Raw genomic sequence first — 20783 nt, forward strand, 5'->3', positions numbered from 1 at the left:
AGCAAGTGTCTGACAATCATATTGATCGCAAGGTACTGAGCGATTTGCAGGAAGTCATGGAAGATGGCTACTTGTACTTGCTCGAGACTTTTCTCTCGGACTCCGAGACGCGCCTCAGTCAGCTCCATGAGGCCAAGAACGCCGAGGAGTTGGGGATGGTTGCCCATAGCTTCAAAGGCAGTACCAGCAATATGGGGGCTGTGGCGCTGGCCGAGCTGTGTCAGCAGCTTGAAGAACGGGTCAAGCAACGTCCGCTCTACGGCATCGAGGACCTCATCAATCGTATTGATCGTGAGTATGCCGCGGTTCGTCAGCTGTATTGCGCGGAGCGTCAACGGGTTCAGATAGGGTGATGTGTGTGGCTGGCGTGGAGTGTTGCTGCGTCCTGGCGTGACTTTTGCAGTGCCTTTTCCATTCCTGTATCAGACACGCTGCCGCGGAGACTCTTTCATGCCTGTCGCCACAAACCCATTGCTGCAATCGGGCTCCGTCGCCAATTCATCGCGCGCATCAGGTGCGTCATCGGACAAGTCGCAGCAGGCGCTTGGCGACAAGGCTTCAGGCTTCTCCCAAGTGCTTTCGCAATCCAAGGACAAGTTCGCGGGCGGGCCTTCCGTCGACAAGCCGTTCGCGCCAGCCAACACCGCCAGCAGTGGCAATTCCAAAGTGGACGGGCAGCAGAAAGTTGCCGGTAGCGGCAAAAGCTTGCCTGCCGATAACGCGAGTAAAAAAGAGGTTCAGGGCCAGGATGACGCACAGGTTGCCGACACGGCGCCGGCGCAAGATGCTGTAGCTACAGAGGATTCAACCGATCAGGCCGACCCGCAGTTGCTTGATCCGAGCCTGGTTGCCGGCCAGGTCACCGATGCCCAGCCAGGGGCGCAATTGATTCAGGCTCAGGCCGAGGCGGTGGCGCCAGTGGTGCAGGCTGCGCAGCTTCAGGCGCAGGTGCAGGCGCCCGCCAGTGATAGTGCTCCACAAGAGCCGCCTTTCGATCCGGATGTCGATCCGCTTGCCGATCTGCCAACGCTGCGCCTGGCGCTGGAGCAGAGTGCTCAGGCCCAGGGAACCACATCGGTGAATGCCGCGCCAACGGGCAAGTCTGCTCAGGCACAGCCAGAAGCGACGCAGGGGCAGTCTGCCGTCAATACACTGGCGGCCATCGTCGACAAGCCGGGTGCTGAGGCGGAGCAGGGCGAGCCGGGCGAGAAAGCCTTTGGCGCGCTGATGGATGATGGCCTGAAAGATCTCAAGGGGGCTGCCAGCGACACGCGTGTCGATAACTTTGCCGAGCGCTTGAGCGCCTTGACCCAGGCGGCAACCGCCAAGACCGCCAATGCCGTGCCGGTTCCGGCCGCGCCCCTTAATCAGCCGCTGGCGATGAACCAGAGCGGCTGGACTGAAGGGTTGGTCAACCGCGTCATGTACCTGTCCAGCCAGAACCTGAAGTCGGCGGATATTCAGCTTCAGCCGGCTGAACTGGGGCGCCTCGATATTCGCGTCAACCTGGCGGCGGACCAGCCAGCCCAGATCACCTTCGTCAGTGGTCATGTGGTGGTTCGTGATGCGCTGGAAGGGCAGGTTCATCGTCTGCGTGAGTTGTTTGCCCAGCAAGGCCTGGCGCAACCGGATGTGAATGTTTCCGATCAGTCGCGCGGCCAGCAGCAGGGTGCTCAAGAAGGCCCGCGCCTGAGCGGCGTTGCCGGGCGACGCGGTGAGGCGGGTGATGCCGCAGAGCAGGCGGAGGCTGATGCTGGCGTCAAGGCTGTCGAGCGCCAGGTGGTGATCGGTTCCAGTGCAGTAGATTATTACGCTTGATGTGAGCCGCGGCGCCTCGCGTAAAGCCCCTGCAGGCGCCGCCCCTCCAGGGGCGATCTTGCCGGTGCGCCATGGATTCCATCACCTGTTCCGGGAAACTGGCATAACACTTGCTGAACCCTCGCCATCTGAGTGAAATCTCGTGTGAGTGACGGATTATTGGCATGGCGAAGAACGACGCAGTGAAAGACCCCGCCTCGAAAGGCAAACTCAAACTGATCCTGTTGTTGGTGCTGGCATTGCTCCTGGCGATTGGTCTGTCCGTGGGGGCAACCTGGTTCTTCCTGCACAAGGCCGACAGCAAACCTGAGGCAAGCCCTGCGCAGGCGACCAACGTCAAGCCGGCAGCGATCTACGAACCCCTGTCTCCTGCATTCGTAGTCAACTTCAACCAGAACGGTCGTCAGCGTTTCATGCAGGTGAGCATCACCATGCAGGGCCGTGACCAGGCTGCGCTGGATGCACTGAAAGTGCACATGCCGGTGATCCGCAACAACCTGGTCATGCTGTTCTCGGGCCAGGGCTTCGATACCCTGGCAACCCCGGTAGGTCAGGAAATGTTGCGCCAGAAGGCCACTGCCAGTGTTCAGGAAGTGGCGCAGAAGGAAGTTGGCAAACTGGTTGTTGACCAGTTGCTGTTCACCAATTTCGTATTGCAGTAGGAGCCCAAGATGGCCGTGCAGGACCTGCTGTCCCAGGATGAAATCGATGCCCTGTTACACGGTGTCGACGATGGTCTGGTGCAAACCGAAAGCGCCGCTGAGCCCGGTAGCGTCAAAAGTTATGACCTGACCAGCCAGGATCGGATCGTCCGCGGACGCATGCCGACCCTGGAAATGATCAACGAGCGTTTCGCCCGTTATACCCGTATCAGCATGTTCAACCTGTTGCGTCGCTCCGCCGACGTGGCGGTGGGCGGGGTTCAGGTGATGAAGTTCGGTGAGTACGTGCATTCGTTGTACGTGCCGACCAGCTTGAACCTGGTGAAGATCAAGCCGTTGCGCGGCACGTCACTGTTCATTCTTGATGCCAAGCTGGTATTCAAGCTGGTGGACAATTTCTTTGGTGGTGACGGCCGTCACGCCAAGATCGAAGGCCGTGAATTCACCCCGACCGAGCTGCGCGTGGTGCGCATGGTGCTGGATCAGGCCTTCGTCGACCTCAAGGAAGCCTGGCAGGCGATCATGCCGGTCAACTTCGAGTACATCAACTCGGAGGTCAACCCGGCCATGGCCAACATTGTCGGTCCGAGTGAGGCGGTGGTGGTCTCGACCTTCCACATTGAGCTCGATGGCGGCGGTGGCGACCTGCATGTGACCATGCCGTACTCGATGATCGAGCCGGTGCGCGAGATGCTGGATGCCGGCTTCCAGTCTGACCTGGATGACCAGGATGAGCGTTGGGTCAAGGCCCTGCGCGAAGACGTACTGGACGTCAGCGTGCCGTTGAGCGCGACGGTAGCCCGGCGTCAGTTGCGTCTGCGCGACATCCTGCACATGCAGCCCGGTGACGTGATCCCTATCGAATTACCCGAAGAGCTGATTCTGCGGGCTAACGGCGTGCCGTCGTTCAAGGCCAAGCTGGGCTCGCACAAGGGCACCCTGGCCCTGCAGATAACCGATCCGATCGAGCGTCGCTAAGCGGCGCTGCTGGTTTACCCCCCGAATTGATTGCCCGTCGAGGACAAAATGGCTGACGAAAACGATATCACCTCCATGGAAGATCAGGCGCTGGCCGATGAGTGGGCCGCTGCCTTGAGTGAAACTGGCGAGGGCGGTCAGGCCGACATCGATGCCCTGATGTCCGGCGGTAGCTCCACGCCTGCTTCGGGCCGCCTGCCGATGGAGGAGTTTCCTTCCTCGCCACGCAGCAATGAACAGGTCAGCCTTGAAGGCCCGAACCTGGATGTGATCCTGGATATTCCGGTGAGCATTTCCATGGAAGTCGGCAGTACTGAAATCAACATCCGTAACCTGCTGCAACTCAACCAGGGTTCGGTGATCGAGCTTGATCGCCTGGCCGGAGAGCCGCTGGATGTGCTGGTTAACGGTACGCTGATTGCGCACGGTGAAGTGGTTGTGGTCAACGAGAAGTTCGGTATTCGTCTGACTGACGTGATCAGCCCGAGCGAACGTATCAAGAAGCTGCGCTAAGTGAAAAACACTCTGCTCAAGGGCCTGGCTGCGGCCAGCCTGTTCTGCGTCGACGTGGCCCTCGCGGCGCAGCCGGCGGCGACAGCGTCCGCGCCAGCTGCGCCGGGAAGTGTCGGTGGGCAGTTGGCGCAGTTGGTGCTGGGCTTGCTGTTGGTGGTGGGGTTGATCTTCTTTCTGGCCTGGCTGCTGCGCAGGGTGCAGCAGGCTGCGCCGCGAGGCGATCAGGTCATTGAGATCATCGGTACGCGGGCCTTGGGGCCGCGCGACCGCCTGCTGCTGGTCAAGGTAGGCAATGAGCAGATTTTGCTGGGGCACTCGCCTGGCACGATCGAAGCGTTGCATGTGTTGCGTGAGCCGGTCGAAGTGCCGTCGGGTGCGCGACAGGCTACACCGGAATTCGCTCAGCGCCTGATGGAGTTGCTGGGCAAGGATCAGAAGGACAAGACGTAATGGGCGCATTGCGCATGATGTTGACGCTGCTGCTGATGCTGGCGGCGCCGTTGGCCTTGGCTGCCGATCCGCTGTCGATCCCGGCGATTACCTTGTCCAATGGGGCGAATGGGCAGCAGGAGTACTCCGTCAGCCTGCAGATCCTGTTGATCATGACGGCGCTGAGTTTCATCCCGGCGTTCGTCATCCTGATGACCAGTTTTACCCGGATCATCATCGTCTTCTCGATTTTGCGCCAGGCCCTGGGCTTGCAGCAGACTCCGTCGAACCAGATCCTTACCGGCATGGCACTGTTCCTGACCATGTTCATCATGGCCCCGGTGTTCGACCGGGTGAATCGCGATGCGCTACAGCCTTACCTGAACGAGACGCTTACCGCGCAGGATGCGATTGCCAAGGCCGAAGTGCCGCTGAAGGATTTCATGCTGGCGCAAACCCGGCAGAGCGACCTTGATCTGTTCATGCGGCTGTCCAAGCGTACCGACATTGCAACGCCCGACCAGGCGCCGTTGACGATCCTGGTGCCCGCCTTTGTGACATCGGAACTCAAGACGGCGTTTCAAATCGGCTTCATGATCTTTATTCCGTTTCTGATCATTGACCTGGTGGTCGCCAGCGTACTGATGGCCATGGGTATGATGATGCTCTCGCCGTTGATCATCTCGTTGCCGTTCAAGATCATGCTCTTCGTGCTGGTGGACGGCTGGGCGCTTATCATTGGTACCCTGGCCGGCAGTTTCGGCGGCGTCTAGGAGAATCGCGCATGACCCCGGAAGTCGCTGTCGACCTGTTTCGCGATGCGCTGTGGCTGACCACGATGATGGTGGCGGTACTGGTAGTGCCGAGCCTGCTGGTCGGCCTGGTGGTCGCGATGTTTCAGGCGGCCACCCAGATCAACGAACAGACCCTGAGCTTCTTGCCGCGGCTGTTGGTGATGCTGGTGACCCTGATCGTGGTAGGGCCGTGGTTGGTTCGCACGTTCATGGAGTACATCCTGTCGCTGTACGGCAGTATTCCGCAGCTGATCGGTTGAGTACGGCATGCTCGAGTTGACCGATGCGCAGATCAGCACGTGGGTGGCGTCGTTCATCCTGCCGCTGTTTCGCGTCGCTGCCGTACTGATGACCATGCCGATATTCGGTACCACCTTGTTGCCAGCCCGCATCCGGCTGTATTTCGCGGTGGCTATTACGGTGGTCATCGTGCCTGGCTTGCCGCCTCTGCCTGAGGTCAATCCCTTGAGCCTCAGTGGGCTGCTGCTGATTGCCGAACAGGTGATCATCGGTGCCCTGTTCGGTATGGCGCTGCAGCTGTTCTTCCAGGCCTTCGTGATTGCCGGGCAGATTGTTGCGATTCAGATGGGGATGGCGTTTGCCTCGATGGTCGATCCGGCCAACGGCGTCAATGTCGCGGTGGTCAGTCAGTTCCTGACGATGCTGGTGACCCTGTTGTTTCTGTCGATGAATGGCCATCTGGTGGTTTTCGAGGTGCTCACCGAGAGTTTCACCACCTTGCCGATTGGCAGCGGTCTGTTGGTCAATCATTTCTGGGACATGGCCGGGCGCCTGGGCTGGGTATTGGGCGCAGCACTGCTGCTGGTACTGCCGGCTATTACCGCACTGCTGGTGGTCAACATCGCCTTTGGCGTGATGACCCGCGCCGCGCCGCAGTTGAACATTTTTTCCATCGGTTTTCCCTTGACCCTGGTATTGGGGCTCGGGATTTTCTGGGTCGGTCTGGCCGACATTCTATCCCATTACCAGTCATTGGCCTCCGAGGCCCTGCAATGGCTGCGTGAACTGGCGAGGGCGCGCTGAGCATGGCTGAGAGCGAGAGCGGTCAGGATAAAACAGAAGACCCCACCGACAAGCGCAAGAAGGACGCTCGTGAGAAGGGCGAGATTGCGCGCTCCAAAGAACTCAATACGGTTGCCGTGACCCTGGCGGGCGCGGGCGGGTTGCTGGTCTTCGGCGGTGCGTTGGCGGAAACGCTGATGGAGCTGATGCGGATCAATTTCACCTTGTCCCGCGAGGTGCTCATCGACGAGCGCTCCATGGGGATCTTTCTGTTGGCCTCGGGCAAGATGGCCATACTCGCCACTCAGCCGGTGTTGCTGGTGCTGCTGCTTGCAGCGATCATCGGGCCTATTTCCCTGGGCGGGTTTTTGTTTGCCGGCAGTAGCCTGGCACCGAAGTTCAGCCGAATGAACCCGATGTCCGGGATCAAGCGGATGTTCTCCATGCATGCGCTGACCGAGTTGCTCAAGGCGCTGGCCAAGTTCTTTGTGATCTTGCTGGTGGCCTTGGTGGTGCTGTCTTCAGATCGCGACGACCTGATTGCCATCGCGCACGAGCCGCTTGATCAGGCGGTCATCCATAGCGTTCAGGTGGTGGGCTGGAGTGCCTTGTGGATGGCGGCGGGATTGCTGCTGATCGCCGCCGTGGACGCGCCATTGCAGCTTTGGCAGGCACACAAGAAGCTGTTGATGACCAAGCAGGAAGTGCGTGACGAGTACAAGGACAGTGAAGGTCGCCCCGAGGTCAAGCAGCGCATTCGACAGACCCAGCGCGAGATGTCGCAGCGCCGGATGATGGCGGCGATTCCCGAAGCCGATGTGGTCATCACCAACCCGACGCACTATGCCGTGGCACTCAAGTACGACCCTGATAAGGGCGGTGCGCCATTGCTACTGGCCAAGGGCACTGACTTCATTGCGCTGAAGATTCGTGAAATCGCGGGTGAGCACAAGATCCAGATTCTTGAGTCGGCGGCGTTGGCGCGTTCGATCTACTACTCCACCGAGCTTGAGGAAGAAATCCCGGCCGGCCTCTACCTGGCGGTAGCCCAGGTACTGGCCTATGTCTTCCAGGTCCGCCAGTACCGTGCTGGCAAAGGCAAGGCGCCGGAACCCCTCAAGGACGTACCGATTCCGCCGGATTTGCGTCGGGACTCCTGATCCTGCCCTGATGTGATGGCGTCCTGTGGCCAGCCGGCTTGCCTGCGATGACCGTACCGCATACGTTCTGATCCCCCTGAAAGCCTCTTATTGCGTGACAGACGCAAAGTTGGAAGGCTTCTTGCAAAGGCAGCGCCACGCGCCTTCGTGGCGTCAAAAGTTTGCTTGAGAGGAATACCGGTGGATCGCACTCAGTTAATCAACAGCGCCCGTAGCAACCTGGTCGGCCTTGGCCGAGGAAACCTGGGTGTGCCGCTGTTGCTGCTGGTGTTGCTGGCAATGATGATGTTGCCGATCCCGCCGTTCCTGCTCGACGTGTTCTTCACGTTCAACATTGCCCTGTCGATTGTGGTCCTGCTGGTGTGTGTCTACGCACTGCGCCCACTGGATTTTGCTGTTTTTCCGACCATTCTGCTGGTGGCGACGCTGCTACGGCTGGCGTTGAACGTAGCGTCGACGCGGGTGGTCATGCTCCATGGTCATGATGGTCACGCTGCGGCCGGTAAGGTGATTCAGGCCTTTGGTGAGGTGGTGATCGGCGGTAACTACGTGGTCGGTATCGTGGTCTTCGCCATCCTGATGATCATCAACTTCGTCGTGGTTACCAAGGGTGCAGGGCGTATCTCCGAAGTGAGTGCGCGGTTTACCCTCGACGCGATGCCGGGCAAGCAAATGGCAATCGACGCCGACCTCAACGCCGGCCTGATCGATCAGGCCCAGGCCAAGGCGCGCCGCTCCGAGGTGGCTCAGGAGGCCGAGTTCTATGGTTCCATGGACGGTGCCAGCAAGTTTGTGCGCGGTGACGCCATCGCCGGCCTGCTGATTCTGTTCATCAACCTGATCGGCGGTATGGCCGTCGGTATGTTCCAGCACAACATGACCTTCGCCGATGCGGGCAAGGTGTACGCCTTGTTGACCATTGGTGACGGTTTGGTGGCGCAGTTGCCATCGCTGCTGTTGTCCACCGCCGCGGCGATCATGGTGACGCGTGCCTCGGGTTCCGAGGACATGGGCAAGCAGATCAACCGGCAGATGTTCGAGTCGCCGAAGGCCTTGGCGGTTTCGGCCGGGATCATGCTGGTCATGGGCCTGGTGCCGGGCATGCCGCACGTTGCCTTTATCGGCCTGGCGGCGCTGGCCGGTGGTGCTGCCTACATGGTGTGGCGCAAGCAGAATCTGGCCAAGCTCAAGGCGCAGGAAATGGCCCAGATGCAGCAAGACCTGCTGCCGTCTCCGCAGCGAGCGATGGAAACCAAAGAGCTGGGTTGGGACGACGTCACGCCGATTGACATGATCGGCCTGGAAGTGGGTTATCGCCTGATTCCGTTGGTCGACCGCAATCAGGGTGGGCAACTGTTGGCGCGGATCAAGGGCGTGCGCAAAAAGCTCTCCCAGGACCTCGGTTTCCTGATGCCGACGGTGCACATCCGCGACAACCTGGATCTTGCGCCAAGTGTTTACCGCCTGACGCTCATGGGGGTCATCCTGGCTGAGGCGGAAATTTATCCTGACCGGGAACTGGCGATTAACCCGGGGCAGGTCTTTGGTACGCTCAATGGCATTGCCGCCAAGGACCCGGCCTTCGGCCTGGAGGCTGTGTGGATCGACGTGGGGCAGCGCAGCCAGGCCCAGTCGCTGGGTTACACCGTGGTCGATGCCAGCACCGTGGTTGCTACGCACTTGAACCAGATCCTGCACAAGCATTGTCATGAGCTGATTGGTCACGAAGAGGTTCAGCAGTTGCTGCAGGTGTTGGCCAAGGGCTCGCCGAAACTGGCCGAGGAGCTGGTACCGGGCATTATGTCGCTGTCTGGGTTGCTCAAGGTGTTGCAGGCGCTGTTGTCCGAGCAGGTACCCGTGCGCGATATCCGCAGCATTGCCGAAGCCATCGCGAACAACGCCGGGAAGAGTCAAGATACCGCCGCTTTGGTGGCTGCGGTGCGCGTCGGATTGTGTCGCGCCATCGTGCAAAGCATTGTCGGCACTGAGTCTGAGCTGCCAGTCATCACGCTTGAGCCAAGGTTGGAACAGATTTTGCTCAATAGTTTACAAAGGGCCGGGCAAGGTCAAGAAGAGGGCGTTCTTCTTGAGCCAAGCATGGCTGAAAAGCTTCAGCGTTCGTTAATCGAGGCTGCCCAGCGTCAAGAAATGCAAGGGCAACCAGCGATCTTGTTGGTCGCAGGGCCGATACGGGCAATGTTGTCGCGTTTTGGTCGCCTGGCAGTACCGAATTTGCATGTTTTGGCGTATCAGGAAATACCTGACAACAAGCAAGTCACCATCGTTGCCACAGTAGGCCCCAACGGCTGAGGTAGTGGGTTATGCAAGTTAAGCGTTTTTTCGCAGCCGATATGCGTCAGGCCATGAAGTTGGTTCGTGATGAGCTGGGGGCTGAGGCCGCCATCATCGGCAACCGACGGATTGCTGGCGGTGTCGAGCTGACGGCTGCGCTGGACTACAAGTTGTCTGCCTTGTCGCCACGTGTTCCCAATGTCGAGCTTGAGGACGAGCTGCGCAAGACTCAGTCGCGCATCGTCACTGCCCAAGCCGAATTGAGCAGTCGCGTCGAGGGTGACGAGACGGCGAATCGTCAGTTGTTCGCCGGCCTGCCACTGACTGCGTCGGAGCCGCTGATCGAGCCGCATGTCGATGAGCCGGAGCGCCCTCGGGTCGCGCCGGCGCCTGCGGTAGATCAGCGCCTGTTTGACTCGATGCGTAACGAGCTGTCCGGTTTGCGTGAATTGCTGGAAGTGCAGCTGGGTTCGCTGGCGTGGACTCAACTGCAGGGCAGCAAGCCGCAGCAAGCGAGCCTCTGGCGCCGCCTGCAGCGTATTGGCTTGTCGGGACCGCTGTCGCGCGAGCTGCTTGACCTGACCGCCGAAATTGAAGAACCACGCCATGCCTGGCGGATGTTGCTGGCCCACCTGGCGCGGATGATCAGCGTGCCGGAAGTCGATCCGATCGAAGAGGGTGGCGTGATCGCCATGGTCGGTCCGGCGGGTATGGGCAAGACCACTACGCTGGCGAAGTTGGCAGCCCGCTACGTGCTCAAGTACGGCGCGCAGAACCTGGCCCTGGTGAGCATGGACAGTTTCCGCATCGGCGCCCAGGAACAACTGAAGACGTTAGGGCGTATCCTTAATGTTTCGGTCACCCATGTCGATCCGGGGCAGTCCTTGGGGCAGGCGTTGGAGCCCTTGCTGCGCAAGCGCGTGGTACTGATCGATACCGCAGGTTTGCAGGCCAGTGATCCGGCCCTGCGCATGCAGTTGGAGACGCTGGCCGGTCGTGGTATCCAGGCGAAGAACTACCTGGTGTTGGCGACGACCAGCCAGAAACAGGTGCTGACGGCGGCCTACCACAGCTACAAACGCTGCGGGCTGGCCGGTTGCATCCTGACTAAACTTGATGAAACCGCCAGCCTTGGTGAAGTGTTGAGCCTGGCGATCAGTCATGAATTGCCGGTGGCCTATCTGACCGATGGGCCGCGCATTCCGGATGACTTGCACTTGCCGCGCCGCCACCAGTTGGTCAGCCGCGCGGTCAGTGTGCAAATGCAGGACGAGCCCAGCGAGGAGGCCATGGCCGATATGTTCGCTGATCTCTATCACGGCCCCAAGCGTGTTGGCTGAGGTGTCGGTGAAGACGTTGCAAAGTATCTACATCAATGGTCTGCCAGGCATTTTTCAGGTGTTTGAAAGTGCAGCCAGTCATGTGGCCTCGGTCTAAGCAAGACAAGGTAAAGAACAAACATGGGTAGCATGCATCCCGTACAGGTGATCGCCGTGACCGGCGGCAAAGGTGGCGTTGGCAAGACTAACGTGTCAGTGAACTTGTCACTGGCGTTGGCCGAGCTCGGCCGTCGCGTCATGCTGTTGGACGCCGACCTGGGCCTGGCTAACGTCGACGTGTTGCTGGGCCTCACGCCCAAGCGAACCCTGGCCGACGTTATCGAAGGGCACTGCGAGCTGCGCGACGTGCTGCTGCAGGGGCCGGGCGGTGTGCGCATCGTGCCTGCCGCTTCGGGTACGCAAAGCATGGTTCACCTGGCGCCCGCTCAGCATGCCGGCCTGATTCAGGCGTTCAGCGATATAGGCGACAACCTCGATGTGCTGGTGATCGACACCGCTGCGGGTATTGGTGACTCGGTGGTCAGCTTCGTTCGAGCAGCCCAGGAAGTGTTGCTGGTGGTCTGTGACGAGCCGACCTCGATTACCGACGCCTATGCGTTGATCAAGCTGCTTAACCGTGATTACGGCATGAACCGCTTCCGCGTGCTGGCGAACATGGCGCAAAGCCCTCAGGAAGGGCGCAATCTGTTCGCTAAGTTGACCAAGGTCACGGATCGCTTCCTCGATGTCGCCCTACAATACGTCGGTGCAGTGCCGTATGACGAGTGCGTGCGTAAAGCCGTGCAGAAGCAGCGAGCGGTCTATGAAGCCTTTCCGCGTTCCAAGTGCGCGTTGGCGTTCAAGGCCATCGCCCAGAAGGTCGATAGCTGGCCGCTGCCAGCCAACCCACGCGGCCATCTGGAGTTCTTCGTCGAGCGTCTGGTGCAGCCGACCAGTGTGGGGCCTGCTCTATGAGTGCCAGCGGTTTCCGGATGTACAGCAAGGCTTCGCGCGACGCGCAGTATGAGTTGGTCGAACGCTACGCGCCGCTGGTCAAGCGCATCGCTTACCACCTGTTGGCGCGTTTGCCCGCCAGTGTTCAGGTTGAAGACCTGATTCAGGCCGGCATGATCGGTTTGCTTGAGGTGGCGAACAAGTATGACTCAAGCAAAGGTGCCAGTTTTGAGACCTATGCCGGTATTCGCATCCGCGGTGCGATGCTGGATGAGGTGCGCAAGGGGGATTGGGCGCCGCGTTCGGTTCATCGCAATACCCGCATGGTCAGTGATGCAATTCGCGCTGTTGAAGCAAAAACAGGTCGTGACGCTAAAGATCATGAGGTTGCTGCCGAACTTCAATTGAGTCTCGATGATTATTACGGGATTTTGAATGACACCTTGGGCAGTCGCCTGTTCAGCTTCGACGACCTGTTGCAGGACGGCGAGCATGAAGGGCTGCACGAGGACGGCGCCAGCGCCCAGGTCGAGCCTTCGCGCGATCTGGAAGACGAGCGCTTTCAGGCAGCGTTGGCAGATGCGATTGCCAACTTGCCTGAGCGTGAGCGGCTGGTGCTGGCGCTGTATTACGACGAAGAGCTGAACCTCAAGGAAATCGGCGAGGTGCTTGGGGTCAGTGAGTCGCGGGTCAGCCAGTTGCACAGCCAGTGTGCTGCACGCTTGCGTGGGCGGCTGGGAGAATGGCGCGCGCGTTGATTGCTGGGTTTCATGCAGTCGTGAAAATGTTGTGCCGGATTTGATTGAGTGCGCGTTCAGCGCTGAGCGCGTTAAAGACTGCTTGGAGGTCTAATTGGACAAGAACATGAAAATCCTCATCGTTGACGATTTTTCGACGATGCGGCGGATCATCAAGAACCTGTTGCGTGACCTGGGCTTCACCAATACCCAGGAAGCGGACGACGGCGTCACTGCACTGCCAATGCTGCACAGCGGTAACTTCGATTTTCTGGTAACGGACTGGAACATGCCTGGCATGTCCGGCATCGACCTGCTGCGTACGGTGCGCGCTGACGAACGCCTGAAACACCTGCCGGTGCTGATGGTAACGGCAGAGGCCAAGCGTGATCAGATCATTGAGGCGGCTCAGGCTGGCGTTAATGGTTACGTGGTAAAACCATTCACGGCTCAGGTGTTGAAAGAAAAGATCGAGAAGATCTTCGAGCGCGTCAATAGCTGAGGTACGCCACGGGGGCGCTTATGGAGCATAAACAATCGTCGTTGGGCGACTTCGAGTCGACACTGAAGAAACATGCCAACGAGCTTGTCGATAGCCTTGAACGAGGTAAATTCGGCGACGCGGTACAACTGATCCATCAGCTGAACCAGACCCGTGATCGCGGCCTGTATCAGGAAGTCGGCAAGCTCACCCGCGAGTTGCATAGTGCGATCGTCAGTTTTCATATTGACCCGCAGATGCCGCAGGCTGAGGAAGTGTCGCAGATCACCGATGCCACCGAGCGCTTGTCCTATGTGGTCAAGCTCACCGAGGGCGCGGCTAACCGGACCATGGACCTGGTCGAGCAAAGTACGCCGGTGCTTCAAGAATTGAGTGCCGAGGCAAGTACCTTGAGTGCCGACTGGCAGCGTTTCATGCGTCGAGAAGTGGCTGCGCCGGAGTTTCGCGAGCTGGCGCGTCGCGTTGACAGTTTTCTGACGCGCAGCGAGGCCGGCACCCGTGAAGTGGCAGGCCACCTCAATGACATTCTGTTGGCTCAGGACTACCAAGACCTGACCGGCCAGGTGATCAAGCGCGTCACGCAACTGGTTACCGAAGTAGAAAGCAATCTGCTCAAGCTCGTATTGATGGCCAGTCAGGTCGACCGCTTTGCCGGTATTGAACATGACCACCAGCAGCTACGTGCTGAAAAAGATCAAGAAAAACATCCGACTCGAGGTGAAGGTCCGCAGATTCATGCCGATAAGCGTGAAGACGTCGTGTCCGGTCAGGACGATGTCGACGATCTGTTGTCCAGCCTGGGTTTTTAGGGAGCACGTTTAATGAGCTTCGGCGCCGATGAAGAAATCCTCCAGGATTTCCTGGTAGAAGCCGGCGAAATTCTTGAGCAACTGTCCGAGCAATTGGTCGAGCTGGAAAGCCGGCCTGATGATGCGGATCTGCTCAATGCAATCTTTCGCGGCTTTCACACTGTAAAAGGGGGCGCCGGCTTCCTCCAGCTCAATGAGCTGGTGGAGTGCTGCCATATTGCCGAGAACGTGTTCGACATTCTGCGCAAGGGTGAGCGTCGCGTTGACTCCGAGCTGATGGACGTGGTCCTGGAAGCCCTGGACACGGTCAACAGCATGTTCGGCCAGGTCCGCGAGCGCAGCGATGTGACGCCGGCCACGCCAGAGCTTCTGGCTGCGCTGGCACGCTTGGCTGAGCCGGCTTCGGCCCAGCAGGCCGCTGCACCCGAGCCAGAGCCAGAGCCGGTTGCCGAGGTGCCCGCTGAGCAAGCCTCTGGCGACATTACCGATACGGAGTTCGAGCAACTGCTCGACTCGCTCAACGCCGTCAAGGCCGAGGCCGAGGCGCCTGCTGCTCCGGCAGCAGCGGCGGGTGATGAAATCACCGATGCCGAATTTGAGTCATTGCTCGACCAACTGCACGGCAAAGGCCAGTTTGCTGCCGACAGCCTTCCCACACCTGCTGCGCCTGCGTCGGCAGCGGTTGTCGAGGCAGGCACTGAAGCCAGCAACGAAATTACCGACGACGAATTTGAAGCGCTGCTGGATCAGCTTCATGGCAAGGGTACCTTTGCTGTGGATGCACTGCCGGCCGCGGCTGTCGAGCCCGCTGCTACCGAAGCGTCTGGCGACCATATTTCCGAGCACGAGTTCGAAGCGTTGCTCGATCAGATCCACGGCAAAGGTAAATTTGCCGAGGGCGCAGCAGCAACGGCCTCGGTCGCAGATGCGGCAGTAGCCAAGCCTGAGGCCAAACCTGCGGCCAAGCCCGTGCCCGCTGCAGCACCTGCACCTGCTCCCGTCGCCAAGCCTGCTGCCGCTGCAGCGGCAGCACCTGCGCGTCAGGCCGCTCCGGCGTCAGCCGACAAGCATGCCGCCAGCGAAGCCGAAACCACGGTGCGCGTCGATACTGCCCGCCTCGATGAGATCATGAACATGGTCGGCGAGCTGGTACTGGTGCGTAACCGCCTGGTTCGCCTGGGCTTGAACAGCGGCGATGAGGCCATGTCCAAGGCAGTGTCGAACCTTGACGTGGTCACCGCTGACCTGCAAACCGCGGTCATGAAGACCCGCATGCAGCCGATCAAGAAGGTCTTCGGGCGCTTCCCGCGCCTGGTTCGTGACCTGGCGCGCCAGTTGAAGAAAGAGATCAACCTGGAGCTGGTGGGCGAAGAGACCGACCTGGACAAAAACCTGGTCGAGGCCTTGGCCGACCCGCTGGTTCACTTGGTGCGCAACGCTGTCGACCACGGTGTCGAAACACCGGAAGAGCGTGAAGCCGCAGGCAAATCGCGTGGTGGCAAGGTCGTACTGTCGGCTGAGCAGGAAGGCGATCACATCCTCTTGTCGATCTCTGACGACGGCAAGGGCATGGACCCCAACGTGCTGCGCGCCAAGGCGGTGGAAAAGGGCCTGATGGACAAGGATGCAGCCGATCGCCTGAGCGAGTCGGACTGCTACAACCTGATCTTCGCCCCGGGCTTTTCCACCAAGACCGAGATCTCCGATGTGTCTGGCCGTGGTGTCGGCATGGACGTGGTGAAAACCAAGATCTCCCAGCTCAACGGCTCGATCAACATCTACTCGGCCAAGGGCCAGGGTTCGAAGATCGTGATCAAGGTGCCGTTGACCTTGGCGATCATGCCGACGCTGATGGTCATGCTGGGCAATCAGGCGTTCGCGTTCCCGCTGGTCAACGTCAACGAAATTTTCCACCTCGACCTGTCGCGTACCAACGTGGTTGACGGCCAGGAAGTGGTGATCGTACGCGACAAGGCGTTGCCACTGTTTTACCTCAAGCGCTGGTTGGTCAGCTCTGCCGCTCATGAAGAGCAGCACGAAGGCCATGTGGTGATCCTCTCGGTGGGCACTCAGCGGATCGGCTTCGTCGTCGATCAACTGGTCGGCCAGGAAGAGGTGGTCATCAAGCCGCTGGGCAAGATGCTGCAAGGCACCCCTGGGATGTCGGGCGCCACCATTACCGGTGACGGGCGCATTGCGCTGATCCTCGACGTTCCGAGCATGCTCAAGCGTTACGCTGCCCGGCGTATTTGATCCCGGTGGCGCGGTCTTTCGACCGCGCCCCGTAATGGAGTGTTTATGGCAGTCAAGGTCCTGGTGGTGGATGATTCCGGTTTCTTCCGCCGCCGTGTCTCGGAAATTCTTTCAGCGGACCCGACTATCCAGGTCGTGGGCACCGCGACCAACGGCAAGGAAGCGATCGACCAAGCACTGTCGCTCAAGCCTGATGTGATCACCATGGACTATGAAATGCCCATGATGGATGGCATCACTGCCGTTCGGCACATCATGCAGCGTTGCCCGACGCCGGTGTTGATGTTCTCCTCGCTGACCCATGAAGGTGCTCGCGTTACCCTTGATGCACTGGATGCCGGTGCGGTGGATTACCTGCCGAAGAACTTCGAGGACATCTCGCGCAACCCGGAAAAGGTCAAGCAACTGCTGTGCGAAAAGGTTCATACCATTTCCCGCAGTAACCGCCGCTTCAGCAGTTTCGCCACGCCAGCACCGGCTCCAGCGCCCAGCGCCCAGCACAGTGTCAGCAGCATGGCGTCGCCAGGCCTCTCGCGCCCAGCGCCTGCTAGCGCGCCAGCACGTGCGGCCGCACCCAGCTCGCCTGCACCCAAACGCAAGTCCTACAAGCTGTTGGCCATCGGCACGTCGACAGGCGGCCCGGTTGCCCTGCAGCGCGTACTGACCCAGCTGCCGGCAAACTTCCCGGCGCCGATCGTATTGATCCAGCACATGCCGGCGGCGTTCACCAAGGCGTTTGCCGAACGCCTGGACAAGCTCTGCAAGATCAGTGTCAAGGAAGCCGAGGACGGTGACGTGTTGCGTCCAGGCCTGGCGCTGCTGGCCCCTGGTGGCAAGCAGATGATGGTTGATGCGCGGGGTACGGTGAAAATCCTCCCGGGCGACGAGCGTCTGAACTACAAACCGTGCGTGGACATCACCTTTGGTTCTGCCGCGAAGTCCTACGGCGACAAGGTATTGGCCGTGGTGTTGACCGGCATGGGCGCTGATGGCCGCGAAGGTGCTCGCCTGCTCAAGCAGGGCGGCAGCCAGGTCTGGGCTCAGGATGAAGCCAGCTGCGTGATCTATGGCATGCCCATGGCGATCGTCAAGGCCAATCTGGCGGACGCGGTGTACGGCCTGGATGACATCGGTCGGCATCTGGTCGAGGCGTGCGTCTAATGGATGTCTTGAGCCTCATCGGGATCATCCTGGCCTTTGTTGCCATCATTGGTGGCAACTACCTGGAAGGCGGCCACCTGTCTGCGTTGATCAACGGCCCTGCGGCGCTGATCGTGCTCGGCGGCACGTTGGCGGCTTCGTTGCTGCAGTCGCCGATGAGCGCTTTCAAGCGCGCGATGCAGATTGTCATCTGGATCCTGTTCCCGCCACGGGTTGACCTGGCCGGTGGTATTGATCGGGTAGTCAACTGGAGCCTGACGGCGCGCAAAGAGGGCCTGCTGGGCCTGGAAGGGGTGGCTGACGCCGAGCCCGATCCCTATGCGCGCAAGGGCTTGCAACTGCTGGTCGATGGTGCGGAGCCGGAAGCGATTCGCAGCATTCTCGAGGTGGATTTCTACACCCAGGAAAGCCGCGATATCCAGGCTGCAAAAGTGTTCGAGAGCATGGGCGGCTATGCGCCAACCATCGGCATCATCGGTGCGGTAATGGGTTTGATCCATGTGATGGGCAATCTGGCCGACCCGTCCCAGCTGGGCAATGGCATTGCCGTTGCGTTCGTGGCGACGATCTATGGTGTTGCCAGTGCCAACCTGATCCTGCTGCCGGTCGCCAACAAGCTCAAGGCGCTGGCCCTGCGTCAGTCGCGTTACCGGGAAATGCTCCTGGAAGGCCTGTTGTCGATTGCAGAAGGTGAAAACCCGCGTTCGATCGAGTTGAAGCTTCAGGGCTTCATGGAGTAATACATGGCTCGTCGTCGCGCCCCCGAGGAACATGAGAACCACGAACGCTGGCTGGTGTCGTACGCCGACTTCATTACCTTGTTGTTCGCCTTCTTCGTGGTCATGTACTCGATCTCCTCGATCAACGAGGGCAAGTACAAAATAATTTCCCAGGCCCTGCTCGGGGTTTTCAATGACCCCGAACGGAGCATGCGGCCGATTCCGATTGGCGATGAGCAGCCGCTCAGCGTCAAACCAGCCGAACCGCTGATCCGCGATAGCGAACAGGTCGATGCCGGGCTTGCTCAAACCAACAGCGATCCACTCAAGACCATCACCAACGATGTTCGGGACGCCTTCGGTGATTTGATCAAATCCGATCAGATGACGGTGCGCGGCAACGAGTTGTGGGTGGAGATCGAGTTGAACTCTTCGCTGCTGTTTGGCAGTGGCGACGCCATGCCCAGCGACGCGGCCTTCAATATCATCGAAAAAGTGGCGCGGATCCTGAAGCCTTTCGCCAACCCGGTGCATGTCGAAGGGTTCACCGACGATTTGCCGATTCGCACGGCGCAGTACCCGACCAACTGGGAGCTGTCGTCGGCGCGTGCGGCCAGCATTGTGCGCCTGTTGGCGATGGAAGGCGTTAACCCCGCACGCATGGCGTCGGTGGGCTATGGCGAGTTCCAGCCGATTGCCAGCAATACCACGGCAGAAGGGCGTGCGCGCAATCGTCGGGTGGTGCTGGTGATCTCGCGTAACCTGGAGGTGCGCCGCAGCCTGACCGGTACGGGCAGTGCCAATGCCACGCCAGATGCAGCAATGAAGCGAGCTGGCACACAAACTGCACCGCGAGTGGTATCACCGACGGTCGGGGCCAGCCCCGTCAATTCCCCGTCACCGACCTTATAACCGATCCCGGTAGGGCAGGTTGCCGTAGCGGGAGGAAGCAGCGCAATGAGAGTCTGGGCAGTAGCCAATCAAAAAGGTGGCGTCGGCAAGACCACCACGTCCATCGCCTTGGCCGGTTTGCTGGCTGATGCGGGCAAGCGCGTGGTCGTGGTTGACCTCGACCCTCATGGGTCCATGACCAGCTACTTCGGGCACAATCCCGATACCCTGGAGCACAGCAGCTTCGACTTGTTCTTGCACAAGGGCACTGTCCCCGAAGGCTTGCCGGGGCAGCTGCTGCTGCCGACCAGTCACGACAATATCTCGTTGTTGCCATCGAGTACCGCCCTCGCCACCCTGGAGCGTCAGTCTCCCGGGCAAAGCGGCCTGGGCCTGGTGATCGCCAAGAGTCTGGCGCAGCTGTGGCAGGATTTCGACTACGCCATCATCGACAGCCCACCGTTACTCGGCGTGTTGATGGTCAACGCCCTGGCTGCCAGCCAGCAACTGGTGATTCCAGTGCAAACCGAATACCTGGCGGTCAAAGGCCTGGAGCGCATGGTCAGCACGCTTGCGATGGTGAACCGCTCACGCAAGCAGGCGTTGCCGTTCCATATCGTGCCGACGTTGTTCGATCGGCGTACCCAGGCTTCCATGGGCACGCTGCGGGTGCTGCGTGACAGTTACCCGGAACATATCTGGCAGGGCTACATCCCGGTTGATACGCGCCTGCGTGATGCCAGCCGGGCCGGTTTGACGCCTTCGCAATTCGATGGCAAAAGCCGTGGCGTAACCGCTTACAGGGCGCTGCTCAAGCAGTTGCTTACCCACAACGCTGCAGCGCAGGTGGCTTGATGACTCGCCCCGCGTTGATCGCCACCCGGCCACAACTGGCCCTGCAATCCTACCTGGATGGCTTGTTGCAGGAAGCGACCGAAGAGCTGGAGCCGCCGCGTGTTGAAACGCTTCGCCCGCCTGTCGAAGTGCCAGCGGAACTGGACGAATTTCAGGCTGCCGTGCTTGAAGAGCAGGTGCGTGATGCCAAGCGCCAGCCGTCTGTATCGGTAGAAGTCACCACAACGGTCTTTGCCGAGCCGAGCCCGCTGGTAATGCCTGTTATCGCGCCACCGCTGGAGGTCGCGGTAGCACCAGCGGCTCCGGTGGTTGAGGCGCCAGTGCCGGTTGAACCCTTGGTTGAGGTTCATCTGCCGCCTGCGCTCAATCCGCCAGTGCCTCCGGCTACCACAGACGGTCGCCCAGCCTGGGCTGCCGAACCGTTTGAATGCCTGTTGTTCGATGTCGCCGGGCTGACGCTGGCCGTTCCGCTGGTCTGCCTGGGCTCGATCTACTCGCTGGCGGGTCAGGAACTGACACCGTTGTTCGGCCAACCTGACTGGTTTCTTGGCATTCTGCCGAGCCAGGCCGGCAACCTGAAAGTGCTGGACACTGCCCGTTGGGTCATGCCGGACCGCTACCGCGATGATTTCCGTCAGGGGCTGCAGTATGTGATTTCGGTGCAAGGCTACGAGTGGGGGCTGGCGGTGCATCAGGTCAGCCGCTCGCTGCGCCTGGACCCCGGCGAAATCAAATGGCGTAGCCAACGTGGCCAGCGGCCATGGCTGGCCGGTACCGTGATTGAGCATATGTGCGCGTTGCTGGATGTCGCCGAATTGGCTGAGCTGATTGCCAGCGGCGCGGTCAAGCAGATGCACAAACAACCATAAATGATGGCCGCACCGCGTGCGGTCACACTGAGCACACCGCCAACG

The 20783-nt window shown here is 60.1% G+C and carries 22 protein-coding genes; all 22 read left to right on the forward strand.

The annotated features are described in order from the left end of the window. The first annotated feature begins 5 nt into the window (after nt 1–5). The 22 genes from CYD26_RS09010 (at nt 6) to CYD26_RS09115 (ending at nt 20738) form a co-directional block, all read left to right on the forward strand. Entirely contained in the window at nt 6–353 is a 348-nt protein-coding gene (locus CYD26_RS09010) for an Hpt domain-containing protein (protein WP_065759993.1), read from the forward strand. 97 nt (nt 354–450) lie between these two features. Beyond that, nucleotides 451–1818, forward strand: a complete 1368-nt coding sequence (locus CYD26_RS09015) for a flagellar hook-length control protein FliK (RefSeq protein WP_102052416.1) — start codon at nt 451–453, stop codon at nt 1816–1818. Between the two features lie 164 nt (nt 1819–1982). Further along, entirely contained in the window at nt 1983–2480 is a 498-nt protein-coding gene (gene fliL, locus CYD26_RS09020; protein ID WP_065759995.1) for a flagellar basal body-associated protein FliL, read from the forward strand. 9 nt (nt 2481–2489) lie between these two features. Further along, nucleotides 2490–3458: a flagellar motor switch protein FliM gene (gene fliM / locus CYD26_RS09025; RefSeq protein ID WP_065759996.1), complete on the forward strand. Its 969-nt coding sequence runs from the start codon at nt 2490–2492 to the stop codon at nt 3456–3458. A gap of 48 nt (nt 3459–3506) precedes the next feature. Further along, nucleotides 3507–3971, forward strand: coding sequence for a flagellar motor switch protein FliN (fliN, locus tag CYD26_RS09030; RefSeq protein ID WP_099773928.1), 465 nt, complete (start codon nt 3507–3509; stop codon nt 3969–3971). After that, nucleotides 3972–4421, forward strand: a complete 450-nt coding sequence (gene fliO / locus CYD26_RS09035) for a flagellar biosynthetic protein FliO (protein ID WP_178081700.1) — start codon at nt 3972–3974, stop codon at nt 4419–4421. Further along, a complete protein-coding gene (fliP, locus tag CYD26_RS09040) occupies nt 4421–5173 on the forward strand; it encodes a flagellar type III secretion system pore protein FliP (protein WP_065759999.1) in 753 nt (250 codons plus the stop codon). Before fliO ends, fliP begins: the two co-directional genes overlap by 1 nt. Nucleotides 5174–5184: 11 nt before the next feature. After that, the gene (gene fliQ / locus CYD26_RS09045; protein WP_065760000.1) at nt 5185–5454 is read left to right on the forward strand and encodes a flagellar biosynthesis protein FliQ; all 270 of its coding nucleotides are present in this window, start codon (nt 5185–5187) and stop codon (nt 5452–5454) included. 7 nt (nt 5455–5461) lie between these two features. Then, nucleotides 5462–6238, forward strand: coding sequence for a flagellar biosynthetic protein FliR (gene fliR / locus CYD26_RS09050; RefSeq protein ID WP_065760001.1), 777 nt, complete (start codon nt 5462–5464; stop codon nt 6236–6238). Between the two features lie 2 nt (nt 6239–6240). After that, complete coding sequence (gene flhB, locus CYD26_RS09055) at nt 6241–7377, forward strand: flagellar biosynthesis protein FlhB (RefSeq protein ID WP_102052417.1); 1137 nt, start codon at nt 6241–6243, stop codon at nt 7375–7377. Between the two features lie 180 nt (nt 7378–7557). Beyond that, nucleotides 7558–9687 carry a flagellar biosynthesis protein FlhA gene (flhA, locus tag CYD26_RS09060; protein ID WP_065760003.1) on the forward strand — a complete coding sequence of 710 codons (2130 nt, stop codon included), beginning with the start codon at nt 7558–7560 and terminating at the stop codon, nt 9685–9687. A gap of 11 nt (nt 9688–9698) precedes the next feature. Continuing rightward, a complete protein-coding gene (flhF, locus tag CYD26_RS09065; protein ID WP_065760004.1) occupies nt 9699–11009 on the forward strand; it encodes a flagellar biosynthesis protein FlhF in 1311 nt (436 codons plus the stop codon). Nucleotides 11010–11129: 120 nt separating this feature from the next. Further along, complete coding sequence (gene fleN / locus CYD26_RS09070) at nt 11130–11963, forward strand: flagellar synthesis regulator FleN (RefSeq protein WP_065760005.1); 834 nt, start codon at nt 11130–11132, stop codon at nt 11961–11963. Continuing rightward, nucleotides 11960–12700 (forward strand): RNA polymerase sigma factor FliA, encoded by a 741-nt coding sequence (fliA, locus tag CYD26_RS09075; protein ID WP_065760006.1) that lies wholly within the window; start codon nt 11960–11962, stop codon nt 12698–12700. Before fleN ends, fliA begins: the two co-directional genes overlap by 4 nt. Nucleotides 12701–12806: 106 nt before the next feature. After that, on the forward strand, nt 12807–13181 hold the full coding sequence (locus tag CYD26_RS09080; RefSeq protein ID WP_176717425.1) for a chemotaxis response regulator CheY: 375 nt from the start codon (nt 12807–12809) through the stop codon (nt 13179–13181). A gap of 20 nt (nt 13182–13201) precedes the next feature. Further along, entirely contained in the window at nt 13202–13990 is a 789-nt protein-coding gene (locus tag CYD26_RS09085) for a protein phosphatase CheZ (protein ID WP_065760008.1), read from the forward strand. A gap of 12 nt (nt 13991–14002) precedes the next feature. Further along, on the forward strand, nt 14003–16243 hold the full coding sequence (locus CYD26_RS09090) for a chemotaxis protein CheA (protein WP_065760009.1): 2241 nt from the start codon (nt 14003–14005) through the stop codon (nt 16241–16243). A gap of 45 nt (nt 16244–16288) precedes the next feature. Further along, nucleotides 16289–17404 carry a chemotaxis response regulator protein-glutamate methylesterase gene (locus CYD26_RS09095; protein ID WP_065760010.1) on the forward strand — a complete coding sequence of 372 codons (1116 nt, stop codon included), beginning with the start codon at nt 16289–16291 and terminating at the stop codon, nt 17402–17404. After that, nucleotides 17404–18144 (forward strand): flagellar motor protein, encoded by a 741-nt coding sequence (locus CYD26_RS09100; protein ID WP_065760011.1) that lies wholly within the window; start codon nt 17404–17406, stop codon nt 18142–18144. Before CYD26_RS09095 ends, CYD26_RS09100 begins: the two co-directional genes overlap by 1 nt. Before the next feature lie 3 nt (nt 18145–18147). Beyond that, nucleotides 18148–19035, forward strand: coding sequence for a flagellar motor protein MotD (motD, locus tag CYD26_RS09105; RefSeq protein WP_065760012.1), 888 nt, complete (start codon nt 18148–18150; stop codon nt 19033–19035). Between the two features lie 45 nt (nt 19036–19080). After that, complete coding sequence (locus CYD26_RS09110; RefSeq protein WP_065760013.1) at nt 19081–19869, forward strand: ParA family protein; 789 nt, start codon at nt 19081–19083, stop codon at nt 19867–19869. Continuing rightward, nucleotides 19869–20738, forward strand: coding sequence for a CheW domain-containing protein (locus CYD26_RS09115; RefSeq protein WP_102052418.1), 870 nt, complete (start codon nt 19869–19871; stop codon nt 20736–20738). Before CYD26_RS09110 ends, CYD26_RS09115 begins: the two co-directional genes overlap by 1 nt. The last annotated feature ends 45 nt before the right edge of the window (nt 20739–20783 follow it).

This window comes from Pseudomonas sp. FFUP_PS_473 (assembly GCF_002858665.1).
In the GTDB taxonomy this organism is placed as follows: domain Bacteria; phylum Pseudomonadota; class Gammaproteobacteria; order Pseudomonadales; family Pseudomonadaceae; genus Aquipseudomonas; species Aquipseudomonas defluvii.